The following is a 14,940-nucleotide window of genomic DNA, read 5'->3' on the forward strand; positions in this document are numbered from 1 at the left end:
GTACTTATATGGAGACTAAGAAGGATAAACTCAAATCCTTATCAAGGGAACAGCTCGCAGGACTGATTACGAAGTCCAAGGACAGCAAAAAAAGGGATATTGAGAGGGTTGCCAGAACCTCGAATGCGTTCAGCCAGTCCTTTTCACAGCAAAGACAATGGTTTATGGAGCAGTTCATGAACGGAGGCGTATTTAATGTCCCGCAGTCCTATCTGCTCAAAGGCGATATAAAGCTTGATATTCTGGAAGATGTATTGAATGCAGTCGTTGAGAAGCATGAAAGTCTTAGGACAGTGTTCAACACCATAGATTATATACCGTCACAGATTATCAAACCGTATGAAAGATTCCGGCTGGATATTATTCATTTGGAAGAATACGACGGTGCGATGAGGGATGCAAAGATCCGGGAGGTTAACAGTGAAATTGCAAGACGGCCCTTTGATTTGACTGTAGGCCCTTTGTGGCGGTTCTATGTGTTGAGATTGTCTGCAGAAGAAATCGTCTTAACCCTCTCCCTTCATCATATTATCTGTGATGGCTGGTCTTTCGGTGTAATTATGAATGAAATTGCCGGGGGCTACCGGGACAGGCTTCATGGACAAGTTGCCCGTTCACTGCTCCAGGTACAATATGTCGATTATTCGGAATGGCATCGTAAAAGAATTGAAGGCGGCCAGCTGGATGATCAGCTGGAGTATTGGATTGGCAAGCTTAAAGATGCACCAAAGGCCATTCATTTACCCTACGATTATAAAAGAGGCAGCACACAGACTTACCGGGGAAGGACGGAGTACTTTCTCATTGAAAAAGAAGCAGTGAAGGCAATGAGCGACAGATGTATGCAAATGAATGGCTCGATGTACCATATGATGATGTCCGCGCTAACCCTTCTGATGCATGGCTACAGTCTGGATAATAAGCTCTGTATTGGAACACCGGTTGCCAACAGAAACCAGCTTGAATTGGAGAAATTAATCGGCCTGTTCATTAATACGGTAGTTATCCAAAGTGAAATAGCCGGCAGCATGACCTTTGCAGAGTTATTCACCCAGGTTAGAGACCATTGCATGGAAGCCTTTAATCATGCGGAGATTCCGTTTGAACAAGTGGTCACAGGTCTTGATATTGAACGTCAGATGCAGCATTCACCAGTGTTCCAGGTGCTGTATGTTCAGACCGAGGAGTCGATGCTGAGTGTTAGTATTCCGGGAATTGAGGTTGAAGTACTCCCGGTATCGGTAGAAACGGCACAATTTGATTTGTCCTTGTACGCAACCATTCTGAAGAATGGAATATCTGCAGGGTTCGAGTACAATACGGATCTGTTCGCCCAGGATACCATTCTGCAGATGATTGAGGATTTCAAGCTATTAATCCAGTTGATTACTGAGAATCCTGACCGGACCATCGGGGAATTCGTCTCCTCTCTATCGCGTAAGAAAGTAGTGATGACGGTAGTCTCCTCCTTCGAATCCGGGCCTGTAGGAGAGCCGATGGAATTCTGGCTGGACAAGCTCCGGATCGACTATAAGCTGCAATTCGCACCGTATAGCCAGATGTTCCAGCAATTGATTGATGATACGGGACTGTTATGCAGAAGCAGTCAGGGCATAGGAATCCTGTTACTCCGTTTGGAAGACTGGATTCAAGGCATGGATGCTAAGGATGCCAGGCTTGCAGCCGTGCTGACGGACAATGCGAACCGGTTCATCCAATGTGCCTCCAGCTTTGTGAACAAGCATCAGTCCAAGGTCATCCTGTACCTGTGTCCGGCATCGGATAAAGTCAATCAGATGACTGAAGCCAAGCGGCTTATTCAACAGTCGGAGCAAAAAATAGCTGCGGAATGTGCGAAAAACGGGAATATTTCTGTACTTCATGGAGACGAAATCGCTGTGAAATATAAGCTTAGTGAGTTTAACGACGGTCTTGGTGATGAAGAAGGGCATGTTCCTTATTTAAGAGAGTATTACACGGCGATGGGCACAGAACTGGTCATGAGTATTTACAATACAGCAATGCAGTCAACGGGCTGAATGATGAGAGGATGCTGAAGTTATGACATTAAAAGAGATTGTTGCGGATATTCTGGCCATCCCGGACCAAGAAACGATTCACGAAGACTTGTCACCGCAGAATGCTCCGGAATGGACAAGCCTGAAGCATATCAAGTTAATTACAACCATTGAAGATACCTATAAGGTCAAGTTCACCTTCAAGGAAGTGAAAAGCTTGAAAAATCTTGCCGCCTTTATAACGGTCTTAAAGAGCAAAGGAGTAAGCAATGAAATCTTTGAATAATGCCATTGCCGGGCAGACGGTTCTGGCGGGAAGCACTAGTGATCATGATCTGGAAAGAATGCTGTTGATCCGTCAATATGAGCTATCGATCCTCGGGCTTTTTTCAAGCGGACATGTCACAGGGACCACTCATACCTGCATGGGACAAGAATATATCCCGGTAGCCTTGAATCCGTTCATTGAAGAAGAAGACTTTGTGATCAGCAATCACCGGGGGCATGGGCATTATATTGCCAGATATGGGGATGCTGAGGGCTTGCTGGCAGAGGTCATGGGCAAACAAGGCGCTGTATGTAATGGAATCGGAGGAAGCCAGCACATTCGCAGAGACCGCTTTATATCTACAGGGATTCAGGCCGAAGGCATAGCAGTAGGCACAGGCATCGCCTGGAGTTATAAATACAAGCAACAAGATAATCTGGTATTTGTCTATATTGGCGACGGAACCTTTGGCAGGGGCTGCGTGTACGAAAGCTTGAACTTTGCCGGCATCTGGAATCTCCCGATGGTCATCGTTGTAGAGAACAATGGAATAGCGATATCAACCCATCAAAGCTACAGCATGTCGGGAAGCATAGAAGGCCGGGTACGGGGGTTCGATCTTGATTATCTGTGCATCCAGAGCAAAGCTGTTAATGAAATAAGAGAACAGACTGGTGACGCTATACACCGTGTCCGTAAGGAATCCAAACCCCTGGTCATGGAATTCATAACAGATCGGGTCGCGTCCCACAGTAAAGGCGATGACACTAGAAGTGCTGATGAGCTTGAAAGAGTCCGGGAGAATTACTGGTACAACCAAATGAAAGCCAGTGATAAGGCAAGGGTAGATAAGCTTGAAGAAGCTGTCCGGAATCAAATGCAAACGCTGCAGGAGCTTGTCATACACAGAGAGGGAGCAGAATGGGCGGACTATGAAAAAAGAAAAAATAAATGAGAATTTGAGACATGCCATTCATCAGCTGATGTGTGAGGATGAGGCAGTCGTTGTAATCGGGGAAGATGTACGTGAGCCTTATGGGGGTGCCTTCAAAATCAACAAGGGATTATCTGATGATTATCCGGACAGAGTGATTGGCACGCCGATAAGTGAAGAGGGATTTGTCAACATGGCAAGCGGAATGGCAATCATGGGCCACAAACCGATCGTGGATATGATGTTTTCGGATTTCACTACATTGTCATTTGATCCTCTGCTCAATTTTGCATCCAAGTCCGTAACCATGTACGGGGACAAGCTGGATCTCAGCATGATTGTCAGATGTGCGAATGGCGGTTACAGGGGGTACGGACCCACACACAGTCAAAGCATGCAAAAATATTTCATGGGCATCCCTAATCTAAGCGTGTATGAGCTGTCTCCTTTTCATGATAATTATTATGTGTTTAACCGGATGTTGAGTGAGAAAAATCCTTGTATTTTTTTTGAAGAAAAAATAATATATTCCCAGTACAGGTATGAAAATGGCGTAATTGATGAACTTTTCAACTATTCCTTTAAAGGTGACCATGAGAACTGGGCAGTCGCCAGTATAGAAGAAAACAGTGTACCGGATGTTCTTATCCTTTGCCCCGGAGGCTTGGCTTCCATGTGCATGAAAGTGGCTGAAAAGCTGATTATGGCGGATGAAATTGAAGTTAAGGTAGCGGTACCTTCCAAGCTGTATCCCTGCGGAATCGAGGCCATTATTGAAGATGCGATTGCAGCCGGCAAGATTCTCATTGTGGAAGAGGGGACCAGCGGGCATACCTGGGGCGAAGGAATAGCGGTCAAATTATATCCATATCTCAATAAGCTGAAGGATGGAGCCATTGAGCTCTTAAGTTCTTCTGACAGTATTATTCCCGCATCCATGTATTATGAAAGCCAGGTGCTGGTAGGGGAACAGGACATTTATGAAAGTGTACTGAAGCTGATGAAAATCGCTAAAGAAGGGTAACGGAGGCGGGTATGAGACCAATTGTTGTTCCACAGTTAAATGCGAATGATAACAGCTGCTTGATCCAGAACTATTATTGCGCTGAGGGTGAATTCATTCATTCCGGTGATCTGATTACCACCTTGGAGACCTCCAAGGCAGCTATTGATGTCGAATGTGAAGCAGACGGCTATTTTTATCCTGCGGCTAAAGAACAAACCGATGTGAAGACCGGCGAGGTTATTGCCTTTGTTTTTGAGTCCCTCCAAGAAATGAATACATACAAGGAATTATCCGTGGGCAGTGCCACAGCAGAAAGCACGGCCAATTACAAACTTTCCAATCAGGCAGAAGCGTTTGCCGCATTGCACCAATTTTCGCAGGAGGAGCTGTCAGCCTTAAATAAGAAATTGATTAAATTAAGTGATTTGGAGGAGCTGCTGAAGCAAAGAATCGATGGGGATGAGACCCGGATTCTCTTGAGTAAGAATCAAAAACAGGTCTCTAAAACAGTAGCCAAATCGCATACGAATATTCCGAACGCATTTTTATTAATGAAAGTGTATTGTGATGAAGCTCTAACCGGAATGCGGGAAATTGGTGAGCAGCTTGAGGCCATTGTGGGGTTTGGAGAAGTATTGCCGGTGCTGCTGGTATCAATCAAGGATGAATTCCCGTTGATGTACGGAACGCTGAGGGATGAAGATACATTTATTCCTGCTGCTGAAGTCAACGTCGGTGTGACCATAGATGTGGGAACAGGTCTCTACATTCCGGTAATTAAAGCTGAACACGCTGGAAGGATTGAGCATACTGCAGAAATAATGATGGAATATAAATATAAAGCCTTAAGAAGCAGTTTTGCCGAAGCGGATCTGATGGACGGAACGATAACGATTAGTCTGAATTCAAGCGCAGATGTGGTCAGCGTCATTCCCATCATTCTGCCGGGACAGACCGGGATGATTTCCGTGGGTGCGGTAATGAAGGAATTGGTCCTGAAAGAAGGGACAGTGGCAGAAAGAAGCTATATCAATCTTGGCCTGGCGTACGATCATCGTGTAGTGAACGGATTCTATGCGGTCGAATTTTTGACGCGGCTGAAGAGCAAGCTTGAACATTTTGAGATCCATGTGTAAGGTGTGAGCCCGGAAGTGGAGAGTGAAGGAGGAGGATATAGTGAGTGACATGCCGCGCAATATTTATGTATTATCCAGCTTCACTGCTGATTTACTGGAAGACTATCTTGAAGAAGATCTCAAGGAACTCGGGCTTCAGTCCAAAATTGAAACCGGACCTTATAATCAGATCATATCCCAGTGCATGGACCCGGACAGCTTATTATTTCAGAAGAAACCGGATTATTTAGTCATCTGGACCCGGTTGGAAGATATTATAGGCCGGAAAGATTTCTATCTGAAAGAGAGCTTTAATTCATGCAAGGCTGATCTGTCGATGTTGATCGAGGCCGTTCTGCATGCCAAGGCGGCACTCCGCTGCAAGCTGATTTTTATGCTCCCTCCTGTCTATGAGAACAGACCGCTGGGAGTCGGTGACCTGCAAATGGTGTACGGTGCAATGGAAACTTCCATGATGCTGCGAAAGTTTATGATGGATAAGCTTAGATTCGTTGAAGGCTTGTACCTGGCAGACGGGGAAGAGCTGATCCGCAGATACGGCGCAGATCAGAGCTATCACATGGGCATGTATGCTTTTGCCAAAGCTCCTTATGTGAATAGCATCTACAAAGAGGCTGCAAGACAGATTAGCCGGCTCATAAAGCTGGATCTGAGAAATAAGCGCAATATCCTTGTGTTTGATGCGGATGTCCTATTGTGTGAGCAAGAGGAACAAGCAGGACACGCAGTTCTTCATCAATTGGATGAGCAAAGAGTGGTTACGGATGATTCCTACCTTTTATTTCAGAGCTATCTGCAGGAACTTGTAAGCTGGGGAAATGAAATCATGCTGTGTTCAAGATCCGCTCCAGGACAACTGAATGCCATATTGGACAGGGAAGATCTCATCCTCACCAAGCAAGAATGTAAGTATATGAGCTGTGAGTGTGAATCGATAACAGAGGCAATCCTGCAAATACATAGAGAACATGGCGTTTCACTGGATCAATTCATTGTACTGGATACGAAAGAGCTGTACCTAAACGGAATACGCCAGCTGCTGCTGCCGGAGGATTCTACACTTTGGATGCAGAGCGTAGAGGCCTCGGGGATTCTGGATTATATATCCGCTGAAGCTTCCCATTACAGCAATGGCGAAGATGTCTTGGCAGACAGCACAGATGAATACAGTCTGGAGGAATTCCTTCAATCCATCCATCTGGAAGTCACTCTACGGGAAATTAATGAGCTGCAGGCCGAACAGATCGAGCATATCCTCCATAATACCAAGGACTTCAACCTGACAGGGTTACTATGGACACAGGAAGAAATCATCGGAGCGCTTAACGGGGATAATCAATTGATTTATTCCGTAAAGGTACAAGACAGATTTGGAGATTACGGTACGGCCGGTACCCTCATTGGGACAGTTGATAAGAAGAGCTTCAAGGTTGACGCTCTGCTCTTAAATTGCCGGGTGCTCGGTAAAAATGTTGAATATCATTTAATGAAGGAATTAGCCAATAAAATTAGAGAACATCAGTGTGACTCTATAGTGTTCCACTATCAATCCAGCGGCAGGAATGAGAGTGCGGCTCAATTTCTGGCCAGGATTACCCGCACCGACTTGAAGCGTGTTCACTCAGGTGAAGCCCTGACAATTTCTTGTGAAAAGCTCGAGGATTATGCGAATGAAGCACTCCATCCTAACAAAGCAGACAAAGAACCGGATATTCCAGACAAACCGCACAAGGCAGACCGCAGCTTCGACCCCTACCAGTTCATTTTCAATAGATGGAATAAGCTGGATGAAGCCGAAAAAGATCAAATTAACGATCTGGTTAGTCATACAAAGTCTATTGAAGAAATAATGAGGGCGATTGCGGATTCGAAAATGAAAACAAGAACAGGCGTTAAGGCTGAATATCTGCAGCCGAGAACGGAAACGGAGCAAAAAATTGCCGGCCTGTGGGCAGATATTCTTAACGTTGATAAAGTAGGAGTTTTGGATAACTTTTTCGAACTTGGCGGAACCTCCATCATGGCAGCCCAGCTCATTGTAAAGTTCAAGAATGCCTTTGATATGATGCTGCCGGTGCGGATTTTCTTCGACAGCTCGTCCATTGAGCAAATGGCGATGTATATTGAAGCGGTCAAAAGCGAGCAAAATAAACAGGATATCAATGAATCCGCCGTAAGTAATTTCCGCTATAAGACCCGGGAATTCTTGAAAAATGAGGTGTGGCTGGACGAGGAAATTACCGGAGCAAAGGAACTTCAAGCGTGGGATCATACCCGGATCCATAACGTCCTTTTGACCGGTGTGACGGGATTCCTGGGGGCATTTCTGCTGCAGGAGCTTATCGCTATGACAGATTATCATATGGTGCTGCTGGTCCGTGCGGACAGTGTGCAGAGCGGCTACGACAGAGTTGTGGCTAATATGGAAATGTACAATTTATGGGACGAAGCTTACAGAAGCAGAATAGAAGTCTGCACGGGCGATCTTGCCAGACCTTTGCTCGGCCAACAGCTGCAGGATTTCAACGAATTGGCAGTCCGGATCGATTCCATCTATCATGCGGGCGCTATCACTAATTTCCTGGAGCCGTATAACAAGATTAAAGATGTAAACGTACAGGGAGTTCAGGAAATTCTACGTCTGGCATCCACTCATAAGTTAAAGCAGGTACATTACGTGTCAACTCATTATGTATTCTCTACGCTCTCACACGAAAACGGCTATATCGCATACGAGGATACCATTCCGTCCGATCATGAGGTGCTTGTACTGGGATACCAGCAAAGTAAGTGGGTTAGCGAGAGAATAATGGCTCTGGCCAAAGAGAGAGGCATTCCGGTGAGCATCTACCGCGTCGGCAGAATCTCCGGCTCCAGCACCACAGGAGCATGTCAAACCAGAGATATTATGTGGCTTATGATCAAAAGCTGTGTAGAGGCAGGAGTATTGTTCGAGGAGAATGTGAATATAGAATTTATTCCTGTGGATTATGTCAGCAAATCTATTGTAGCATTGTCCATCCAAGCGGGATCAAGTAACAAAAACTTCCATATTGTCGCCAGTAAAATGAACACACTAAACCAAGTGTATACCTGGATGAATTCGTACGGGTTCAAAGTTGAAAAAATGCCCTATGAGCAGTGGAAGGATGAATTGGTGGACAGAGTTGCCGAGAATCCTAATCTGAATACCACCAAGGCTATGCTGCCGTTCATTCCGGAAGATATGGGTGAATGGGATGTGGAAATCACGTATGACATTACCAATGTTACCAATGGCTTGAGTGAAACTACAATCACATGCCCTGAGGTAGGAGAGGAGGTGTTCAACCGGTATTTGGATTACTTTGTGAAGACAAAGTATTTTGAGTTCACCCGTTGAGGGCAAGTGAATGATCTGAAAAGTTTACATTATATGATTTTATAGGAGGAACAATGATGAAGGAAAGATTGGATGTAATTACAGCAAAAAAAATGAGCCTGTACACTAGCGGGATGTGGGTCTCTCTCCTCATAGGCTTGCTCTATATGGGAATAGGCATTCTGATGCCTATTGATCCGGCGGAGAAATACAGAGGAACGGAATTCTATGAGCAAATTGCCGCCCATCCGTTTATTCCGCATTTATGGAGATATATCTTCGTAGCGATCGGCTTCTTGTCCATCTACTGGATATCGACGGCAGTTTCAACATTGAGATCCAAAAGCTATGAATGGGAAGGCTTTTACAAATGGGTAACCATTGTTGGTTATGGCGGCGCCGGCTTGCTGTCCTTGGAGTGGATGAGAGAAATTTTTATTATGAAGGTTATGACTTTGTATTCCACAGGCAATGAAATGTACCGGGTAGCCTTGGAAGTAGCAGCCTTTCCGCTCGACCCTGACTTTATCTGGATGTTTGGCGGCTTTGGATTATGGTATCTGGTAACTTCGCTGTTGGCCAAAAGAAATCAGGTTTTCTCCTCCAAGCTCAACATCTTGGGCATTATCGTCGGACTGGATTTGATCATCACCATGGTTTTTGCAATGACGGATACGATCATTTATTTCGATGGCGGTCAGATGACAGTTATGCAGATTACGGCTCTCCTCGGCGGTATTATGGGGGCTGTGTATCACATCTGGATGTTCTTTGATATGAGAAAGAATCAAACGCAGTTCGAAAAAAGCATGACTGCCTTGCTGGAGCAAAAAAAGAGTGCGGCATAAAGGCATGCAACCCATCCTAACTAAAAACAGGCTCGGATTTTCACTCAAAGGCCTGATTATTCTTTTGTTGGTATTGCTTCCTAATCTGCTATTTTACGCATTTGCGATAAACGGAACTGCCGGAACCGGGGAGGCCTTTAACAACAAGGTTGAAATGATTAGTTATATTGAACGTGTTAGCCAGGTGTTACTCATGCTTGTATTAATTTTTCGCGTAAATAAAAGTTCTCCGTCATTGCAAAGCAGGTATGTGTTTGGAATGGCCGTATTTTTACTGCTCTATTACGCTTTATGGATTCGTTATTTTGCGGGCGGGATGGACTATACCTTGATCAGCGGGACTTTTTTCGTATTCATGGGGATGTCCATCTTCCCGGCCGTGTATTTCGCTTTAGCAGAGAAGTGGCTGGGGGATCATTTGGGAGTGGGGATCGCCATCACCTTTGGGATATTCCATTCCCTTAACAGCTATCTGAATTTTGCAGGCTAATGAGAATAGTGGAGGGTAACATGAAACAAGAGGTTAAACCATGGTTTTTTTTCAAAAGAAACATCGAAAAGTCCGAAATCAGATTACGCTTGTTTTTGTTCCCTCCTGCGGGCGGGGATGTTTCAACCTTTTTGCACTGGGAAGAGCAGATGCCGCGGGATGTGGAGACCTGCTTGGTCAGACTGCCGGGCAGAGGGGCCAGAATAACGGAGCCGGCCATTGATAATGTGGATATACTTACAGATCTATTGCTCCAGGAAATGAAAGAGTACACGGATGTGCCCTACGTGTTGTTCGGGCATAGCATGGGAGGGCTGGTCTCCTATGAGCTGACGCAAAAAATATATAAGCAGGGGCTTAACTTACCGGAATATGTAATTATATCAAGCATGAAAGCGCCCAACTATATGAACAAGTTCACGGAGAGTCTGACCGAAGACGCAAATGACAAATTATATCTGAAGAGCGATGCTGAATTTATGGATACAATCATCAGTCTCGGCGGAATCCCGGACGCTTTCAGTGAAAACAGAGAGTTTCTGGAATTAATCCTGCCTACCTTTAGAAAAGACATGAAAATGTGTGAAACGTATAATCCTGAGACTGCGCAAGCCGTCCCGGTGTCATTTGATATCTATGGCGGGAACCGGGATAGCATTGCTACTAAGAAAGAACTAGAGGGATGGAAGAAATACACCACCCAAAAATACGCACTTACCCTCTTTCAGGGGAACCATTTTTATTTTATGGATAATCCCAATATGCTGCTGTTCCATCTGCGCAATAAATTAATGGATATAGGCAATAAGCGCAATAAGCTTATGGATCAAGCTCAGAGAGAGGCACTATAACACCAGCTTGCCATTTAAAAAGAGTGGAGGATGAAAGATGAATGTGATTCAAATCGATAACCTGGTCAAAAAATTTGGTGACTACACAGCAGTAAACGGACTCAATCTGTCCATTGAAAAAGGAGAGGTATTTGGTCTGTTAGGCCCGAATGGAGCCGGCAAGAGTACCACGATTAATCTGGTATGCGGCCTGCTTCATGCGACGTCGGGAAACATCAGGCTATTCGGAAATAAGGTGGAGGATGAAAAAAGAAAGCTGGGCTTTGTCCCGCAAAACATTGCCCTGTATGATAATTTCACTGCGTATGAGAACGTTAAGTTCTTTGGTGAGCTGTATGGACTGAAGGGGAAAGAATTGGAGAATGGAATCGATGAAGCCTTGGAATTTACCGGCCTGTCCGATGTCAAACGTAAAAAAGCGAAGACGTTCTCCGGCGGGATGTTAAGACGATTGAATATTGCTACTGCCTTGGTCCATCAACCACAGATTCTTATTATGGATGAGCCAACGGTCGGGATTGATCCGCAGTCCAGAAACCACATCCTGAAGTCTGTCCAGCGGTTAAATGAGAAAGGCGTGACGATTGTCTACACAACACATTATATGGAGGAAGTTGAAGCGATCTGTAATCGCATAGCTATTATTGATAAAGGCCAGGTTATTGCTTCGGGTACAAAGAAAGAATTAACGGATCTGATCAGTGATAAGAAATCTTTGCAGTTAACTGTTGATGACGCCCTTGAACTGGATAAGGAAGCAATCTCCCTTATTGATGGCGTGGTTAATGTTGAAATCAATGACAACCTGATCCAGGTGGAGTCTTTGAAAGAAAATGATAATTTGAATGCAATTATTGCATACGTAAACAGCAAAAATGTGAAAATCAGAAGTATCGGCACCACAGATGTTACTTTGGAAACTGTATTCCTGACATTGACAGGGCGCAAATTACGCGACTGACCATAGAGTCTAGAGGAAAGGAAGATCATATGTTTCAGATCATAAAGAAAATCATTAAAAATCAAATCAGAAATCCAAAGTGGTTATTATTCTTGATGATATTCCCTATCTTTTTAATGATTCTGATCGGTTCGATTCTGACCGGAGCCTTCTCTGACAAATCAAACCTGACCATGGTTGATGTTGCACTGCTCAATCAATCGGAAGGAATGGCAGCCGAGGTTATTGATGCCTTAACCACAGCCTCTGTATCCATTGAAAAAGATTACGGGATAAAAATGGGCTACACCGGCTCAGAGAAAGCAGGCAAAAAAGAGGCACGGGTGAACAAAAAGGTATTCGTGCACCTGGATAAGGAGAAGATCCTGGTCTACGGAAATGAATCGGAGCCGTTAAATACGGCCAGAGTAGTAGCCTTATTCCGAAGCGTGGCCAGCAGCATCCAGACGGTTAAGGAAGCCTATAAAATTGACGGGGAAAAAGCGATTGAACTGATTGGTGCGGATAATGCGACGTATGAAGTGCCTGTAGAACTGATTCCATCCAAAAGTGCCATGAGCTCCTATGATTATTATGGGGTGGTGGAATTAACGCTTATGGTGATGTATATGATGCTGATTCCCATTGGGGATTTATTTACGGACAAAAGAACCAAAATCAAAGAGAGAATTTTACTTACAGGACTTAGCAGGGTGAAGTATTATCTCGCTTCCTTGGCCGCGTACTCTATTTTTGCCTTTGTGGTATTTATTCCAGCCTTTATTTTCTCAATAACCTACCTGGACGTAAACTGGGGCAATTATTCTTTATTCATGTACCTGTATATTGTTTTATTTGCCATATTCAATGTAGCTCTAGGCATGTTAGTGGCCCAATTATTAAAAGCGCGCGGCAAAGTGGATGTGATTCTGTCTGTGATTATTCTGCCGATTTTCTCCTTTCTCGGGGGATCGTATACACCATTTCCTTACGATATGGACGGCGTATTCGGCAAAGTCTTGTTGGTCTCCCCGTTAAGATGGGTGAATGTTGGTATTTTAAAAAGTACCTACGCGCATGACAACCAAATGATATGGGTAAGCTCTTCCATATTTCTCCTTTTAATATTCGTCAGTCTATTTATAGTTGTTGCCAAAGAAAAGAAGGAGGAATTAAGAGCATGAGAACATTTTATGCATTAATAAAAAATAACTTAAGAATTACGATAATGCATAAACCGATTTCTTTTCTGTTAATGACCATCACTCCGATTATCGTCTTAATCATTGCCAGTAAAATGGTCAGTTACTCGACAACCTTTGTTAACGTGGGCATTGTGGATGGAGATAAAACCCGGGCCTCGGAAGCCATCACCCAAATTGTTGACGGCCTGGATGGCATCAAGGTCTTCAAGATGAATGAGAATGAAGTGGAGGCCAATTTTCAAAGTAATAAAATAAATACAGCCTTGGTTATCAGCAGCGGATTCCAGGATGGGTTGTTAAATAATTCTATCGAGCATCTTGTGGTGAAAGGAAACGAAGAGCAAAACGTATATACCTTGCTTCAGGCTATCCTCAAAAATCATTTGTTGAATTTACGCAACTTGGGCAAGATTTCAGGGGGGGATGCTGCTGTATTCGAGAATGCGGTAGGCAATTATATCGCCAGCTCTGAGTTTGTGGAGAAAACCTCTCTTAACGATTTGTATACGGAATACAACAACTCCAATATCTTTGTCGGTTTTTTGATCTTGTTTATTTTCTTCAATTCCTCGGCCATAGCGAATGTAATTAATATTGACAGGGAGCGCAATATTTACTCCAGGATCTTCCTCTCTCCGGCCAAAGTATGGATGTATTATCTGTCCAATGTACTCTGCAATTTGGTCATCGTCGCCTTTCAAATTCTGGCCGCAATCCTCAGCATGGAATACTTCACGAATACCTCCATTGGCGTGGAGCCCGGTGTGCTGTTCTTGATTCTCTTCCTGACGGCTATGGTGGCTGTCTCCTTGGGGACATTCTATGTTTCCATTACGGAAGAGGCGGATGCTGCTTCAATGATTTCCAATTTTGCGAACCTGCTGATTGTTATCTTGGGCGGCTGCTTTATTCAGGTGGAACTGTTTCCTAAATTAATCAATGCCATTTCCTATATTTCACCGGCAAGATGGGCTATGGGAAGTATTCTGGATTTACAGCAAGGATTAACCTTGGGGGATATAGCTGGAAAGGCGGTTTTACTTGGCGGAATGGCAGCGTTGATTCTAGCCATTTCGGTAATCATAACCAGCAAGCGGGAAAAGAAATTCAGAAGTCTTTCCTAAAGTGGCAACGAATTCAACTAGACAAGGATAGGAATATAACTATGGCAGAACTCTATTATATGAATATCGAAGACCCCATAAGTGCTGAAGATTATCAGACGTTACTGGGCACATGTGCTTCAGACAAAAGGGAAGCCATACACAAATTCAGATTTGAGGCAGATCGAAAAAGAACATTGTACGGGGAAGTGCTGGCCAGATTCATGATCGCGAAGAAAACTGGAGTTACGATGAAAGACATTGAATTTGACAAAAATCCATACGGAAAACCTTATGTAAAGGATCAGAATGAGATATTCTACAATATATCTCATTCTGGAAAGTATGTAGTCTGCGGATTGGATACTGAGGATATTGGAATAGATATTGAAGAAATTCGGGACATTGACTTGGATATTGCTAAACGCTTCTTCCATGCCAAAGAATATGAGGATATCATTTCTCGGGAAATAAGAGAGCAGGTTCATTCGCTGTATGATTTCTGGACGTTAAAAGAAAGTTATATTAAGTTTTTGGGAGTCGGGCTGAGTAAGCCGCTGAACTCATTTTATTTCATGATTAATGGAGAAACCGTACAGCTCTGCTCCCAAGAAGACCATACAGTTTATTTTTACCGTTACTTGCTACAGGATAATTACAGGCTTGCCGTTTGCGTAAGCACACCTGATCATATCAATATGGAAAAAATATCACTTCATGACCTTGTAGCCTATATTAAGAGTGAAAGTTAATGGATAAAATCTGGTAAGGAGTTCCTGG

General features: G+C 44.0%; 13 protein-coding genes. All 13 read left to right on the forward strand.

All coding sequences use genetic code 11. The features are described from left to right. Window positions 1-8: 8 nt before the first annotated feature. The 13 genes from ACFSX3_RS00520 (at window position 9) to ACFSX3_RS00580 (ending at window position 14,912) form a co-directional block, all read left to right on the forward strand. Entirely contained in the window at window positions 9-2,039 is a 2,031-nt protein-coding gene (locus ACFSX3_RS00520) for a condensation domain-containing protein (RefSeq protein WP_209992470.1), read from the forward strand. 22 nt (window positions 2,040-2,061) lie between these two features. Continuing rightward, a complete protein-coding gene (locus tag ACFSX3_RS00525; protein ID WP_076073529.1) occupies window positions 2,062-2,304 on the forward strand; it encodes an acyl carrier protein in 243 nt (80 codons plus the stop codon). Further along, a complete protein-coding gene (locus ACFSX3_RS00530; RefSeq protein WP_209992469.1) occupies window positions 2,288-3,241 on the forward strand; it encodes a thiamine pyrophosphate-dependent dehydrogenase E1 component subunit alpha in 954 nt (317 codons plus the stop codon). The genes ACFSX3_RS00525 and ACFSX3_RS00530 overlap by 17 nt, the downstream gene beginning before the upstream one ends. Beyond that, on the forward strand, window positions 3,219-4,244 hold the full coding sequence (locus tag ACFSX3_RS00535; protein WP_209992468.1) for an alpha-ketoacid dehydrogenase subunit beta: 1,026 nt from the start codon (window positions 3,219-3,221) through the stop codon (window positions 4,242-4,244). Before ACFSX3_RS00530 ends, ACFSX3_RS00535 begins: the two co-directional genes overlap by 23 nt. Window positions 4,245-4,366: 122 nt before the next feature. Then, window positions 4,367-5,362, forward strand: coding sequence for a 2-oxo acid dehydrogenase subunit E2 (locus ACFSX3_RS00540; RefSeq protein ID WP_209992467.1), 996 nt, complete (start codon window positions 4,367-4,369; stop codon window positions 5,360-5,362). 49 nt (window positions 5,363-5,411) lie between these two features. Next, entirely contained in the window at window positions 5,412-8,744 is a 3,333-nt protein-coding gene (locus ACFSX3_RS00545) for a thioester reductase domain-containing protein (protein WP_379312511.1), read from the forward strand. 56 nt (window positions 8,745-8,800) lie between these two features. Beyond that, a complete protein-coding gene (locus ACFSX3_RS00550) occupies window positions 8,801-9,571 on the forward strand; it encodes a hypothetical protein (RefSeq protein WP_209992465.1) in 771 nt (256 codons plus the stop codon). Continuing rightward, on the forward strand, window positions 9,561-10,061 hold the full coding sequence (locus tag ACFSX3_RS00555; protein ID WP_379256784.1) for a hypothetical protein: 501 nt from the start codon (window positions 9,561-9,563) through the stop codon (window positions 10,059-10,061). The genes ACFSX3_RS00550 and ACFSX3_RS00555 overlap by 11 nt, the downstream gene beginning before the upstream one ends. Window positions 10,062-10,081: 20 nt before the next feature. Then, complete coding sequence (locus ACFSX3_RS00560) at window positions 10,082-10,912, forward strand: thioesterase II family protein (RefSeq protein ID WP_209992463.1); 831 nt, start codon at window positions 10,082-10,084, stop codon at window positions 10,910-10,912. A gap of 37 nt (window positions 10,913-10,949) precedes the next feature. After that, window positions 10,950-11,873: an ABC transporter ATP-binding protein gene (locus ACFSX3_RS00565; protein WP_209992462.1), complete on the forward strand. Its 924-nt coding sequence runs from the start codon at window positions 10,950-10,952 to the stop codon at window positions 11,871-11,873. 29 nt (window positions 11,874-11,902) lie between these two features. After that, a complete protein-coding gene (locus ACFSX3_RS00570) occupies window positions 11,903-13,036 on the forward strand; it encodes an ABC transporter permease (protein ID WP_209992461.1) in 1,134 nt (377 codons plus the stop codon). Then, window positions 13,033-14,181, forward strand: a complete 1,149-nt coding sequence (locus tag ACFSX3_RS00575) for an ABC transporter permease (RefSeq protein WP_209992460.1) — start codon at window positions 13,033-13,035, stop codon at window positions 14,179-14,181. The genes ACFSX3_RS00570 and ACFSX3_RS00575 overlap by 4 nt, the downstream gene beginning before the upstream one ends. Window positions 14,182-14,222: 41 nt before the next feature. Continuing rightward, window positions 14,223-14,912 carry a 4'-phosphopantetheinyl transferase family protein gene (locus ACFSX3_RS00580; RefSeq protein ID WP_379256779.1) on the forward strand — a complete coding sequence of 230 codons (690 nt, stop codon included), beginning with the start codon at window positions 14,223-14,225 and terminating at the stop codon, window positions 14,910-14,912. Window positions 14,913-14,940: the final 28 nt, after the last annotated feature.

Origin of the sequence: Paenibacillus rhizoplanae (genome assembly GCF_042684125.1) — a bacterium.
Lineage (GTDB): Bacteria > Bacillota > Bacilli > Paenibacillales > Paenibacillaceae > Paenibacillus_AQ > Paenibacillus_AQ rhizoplanae.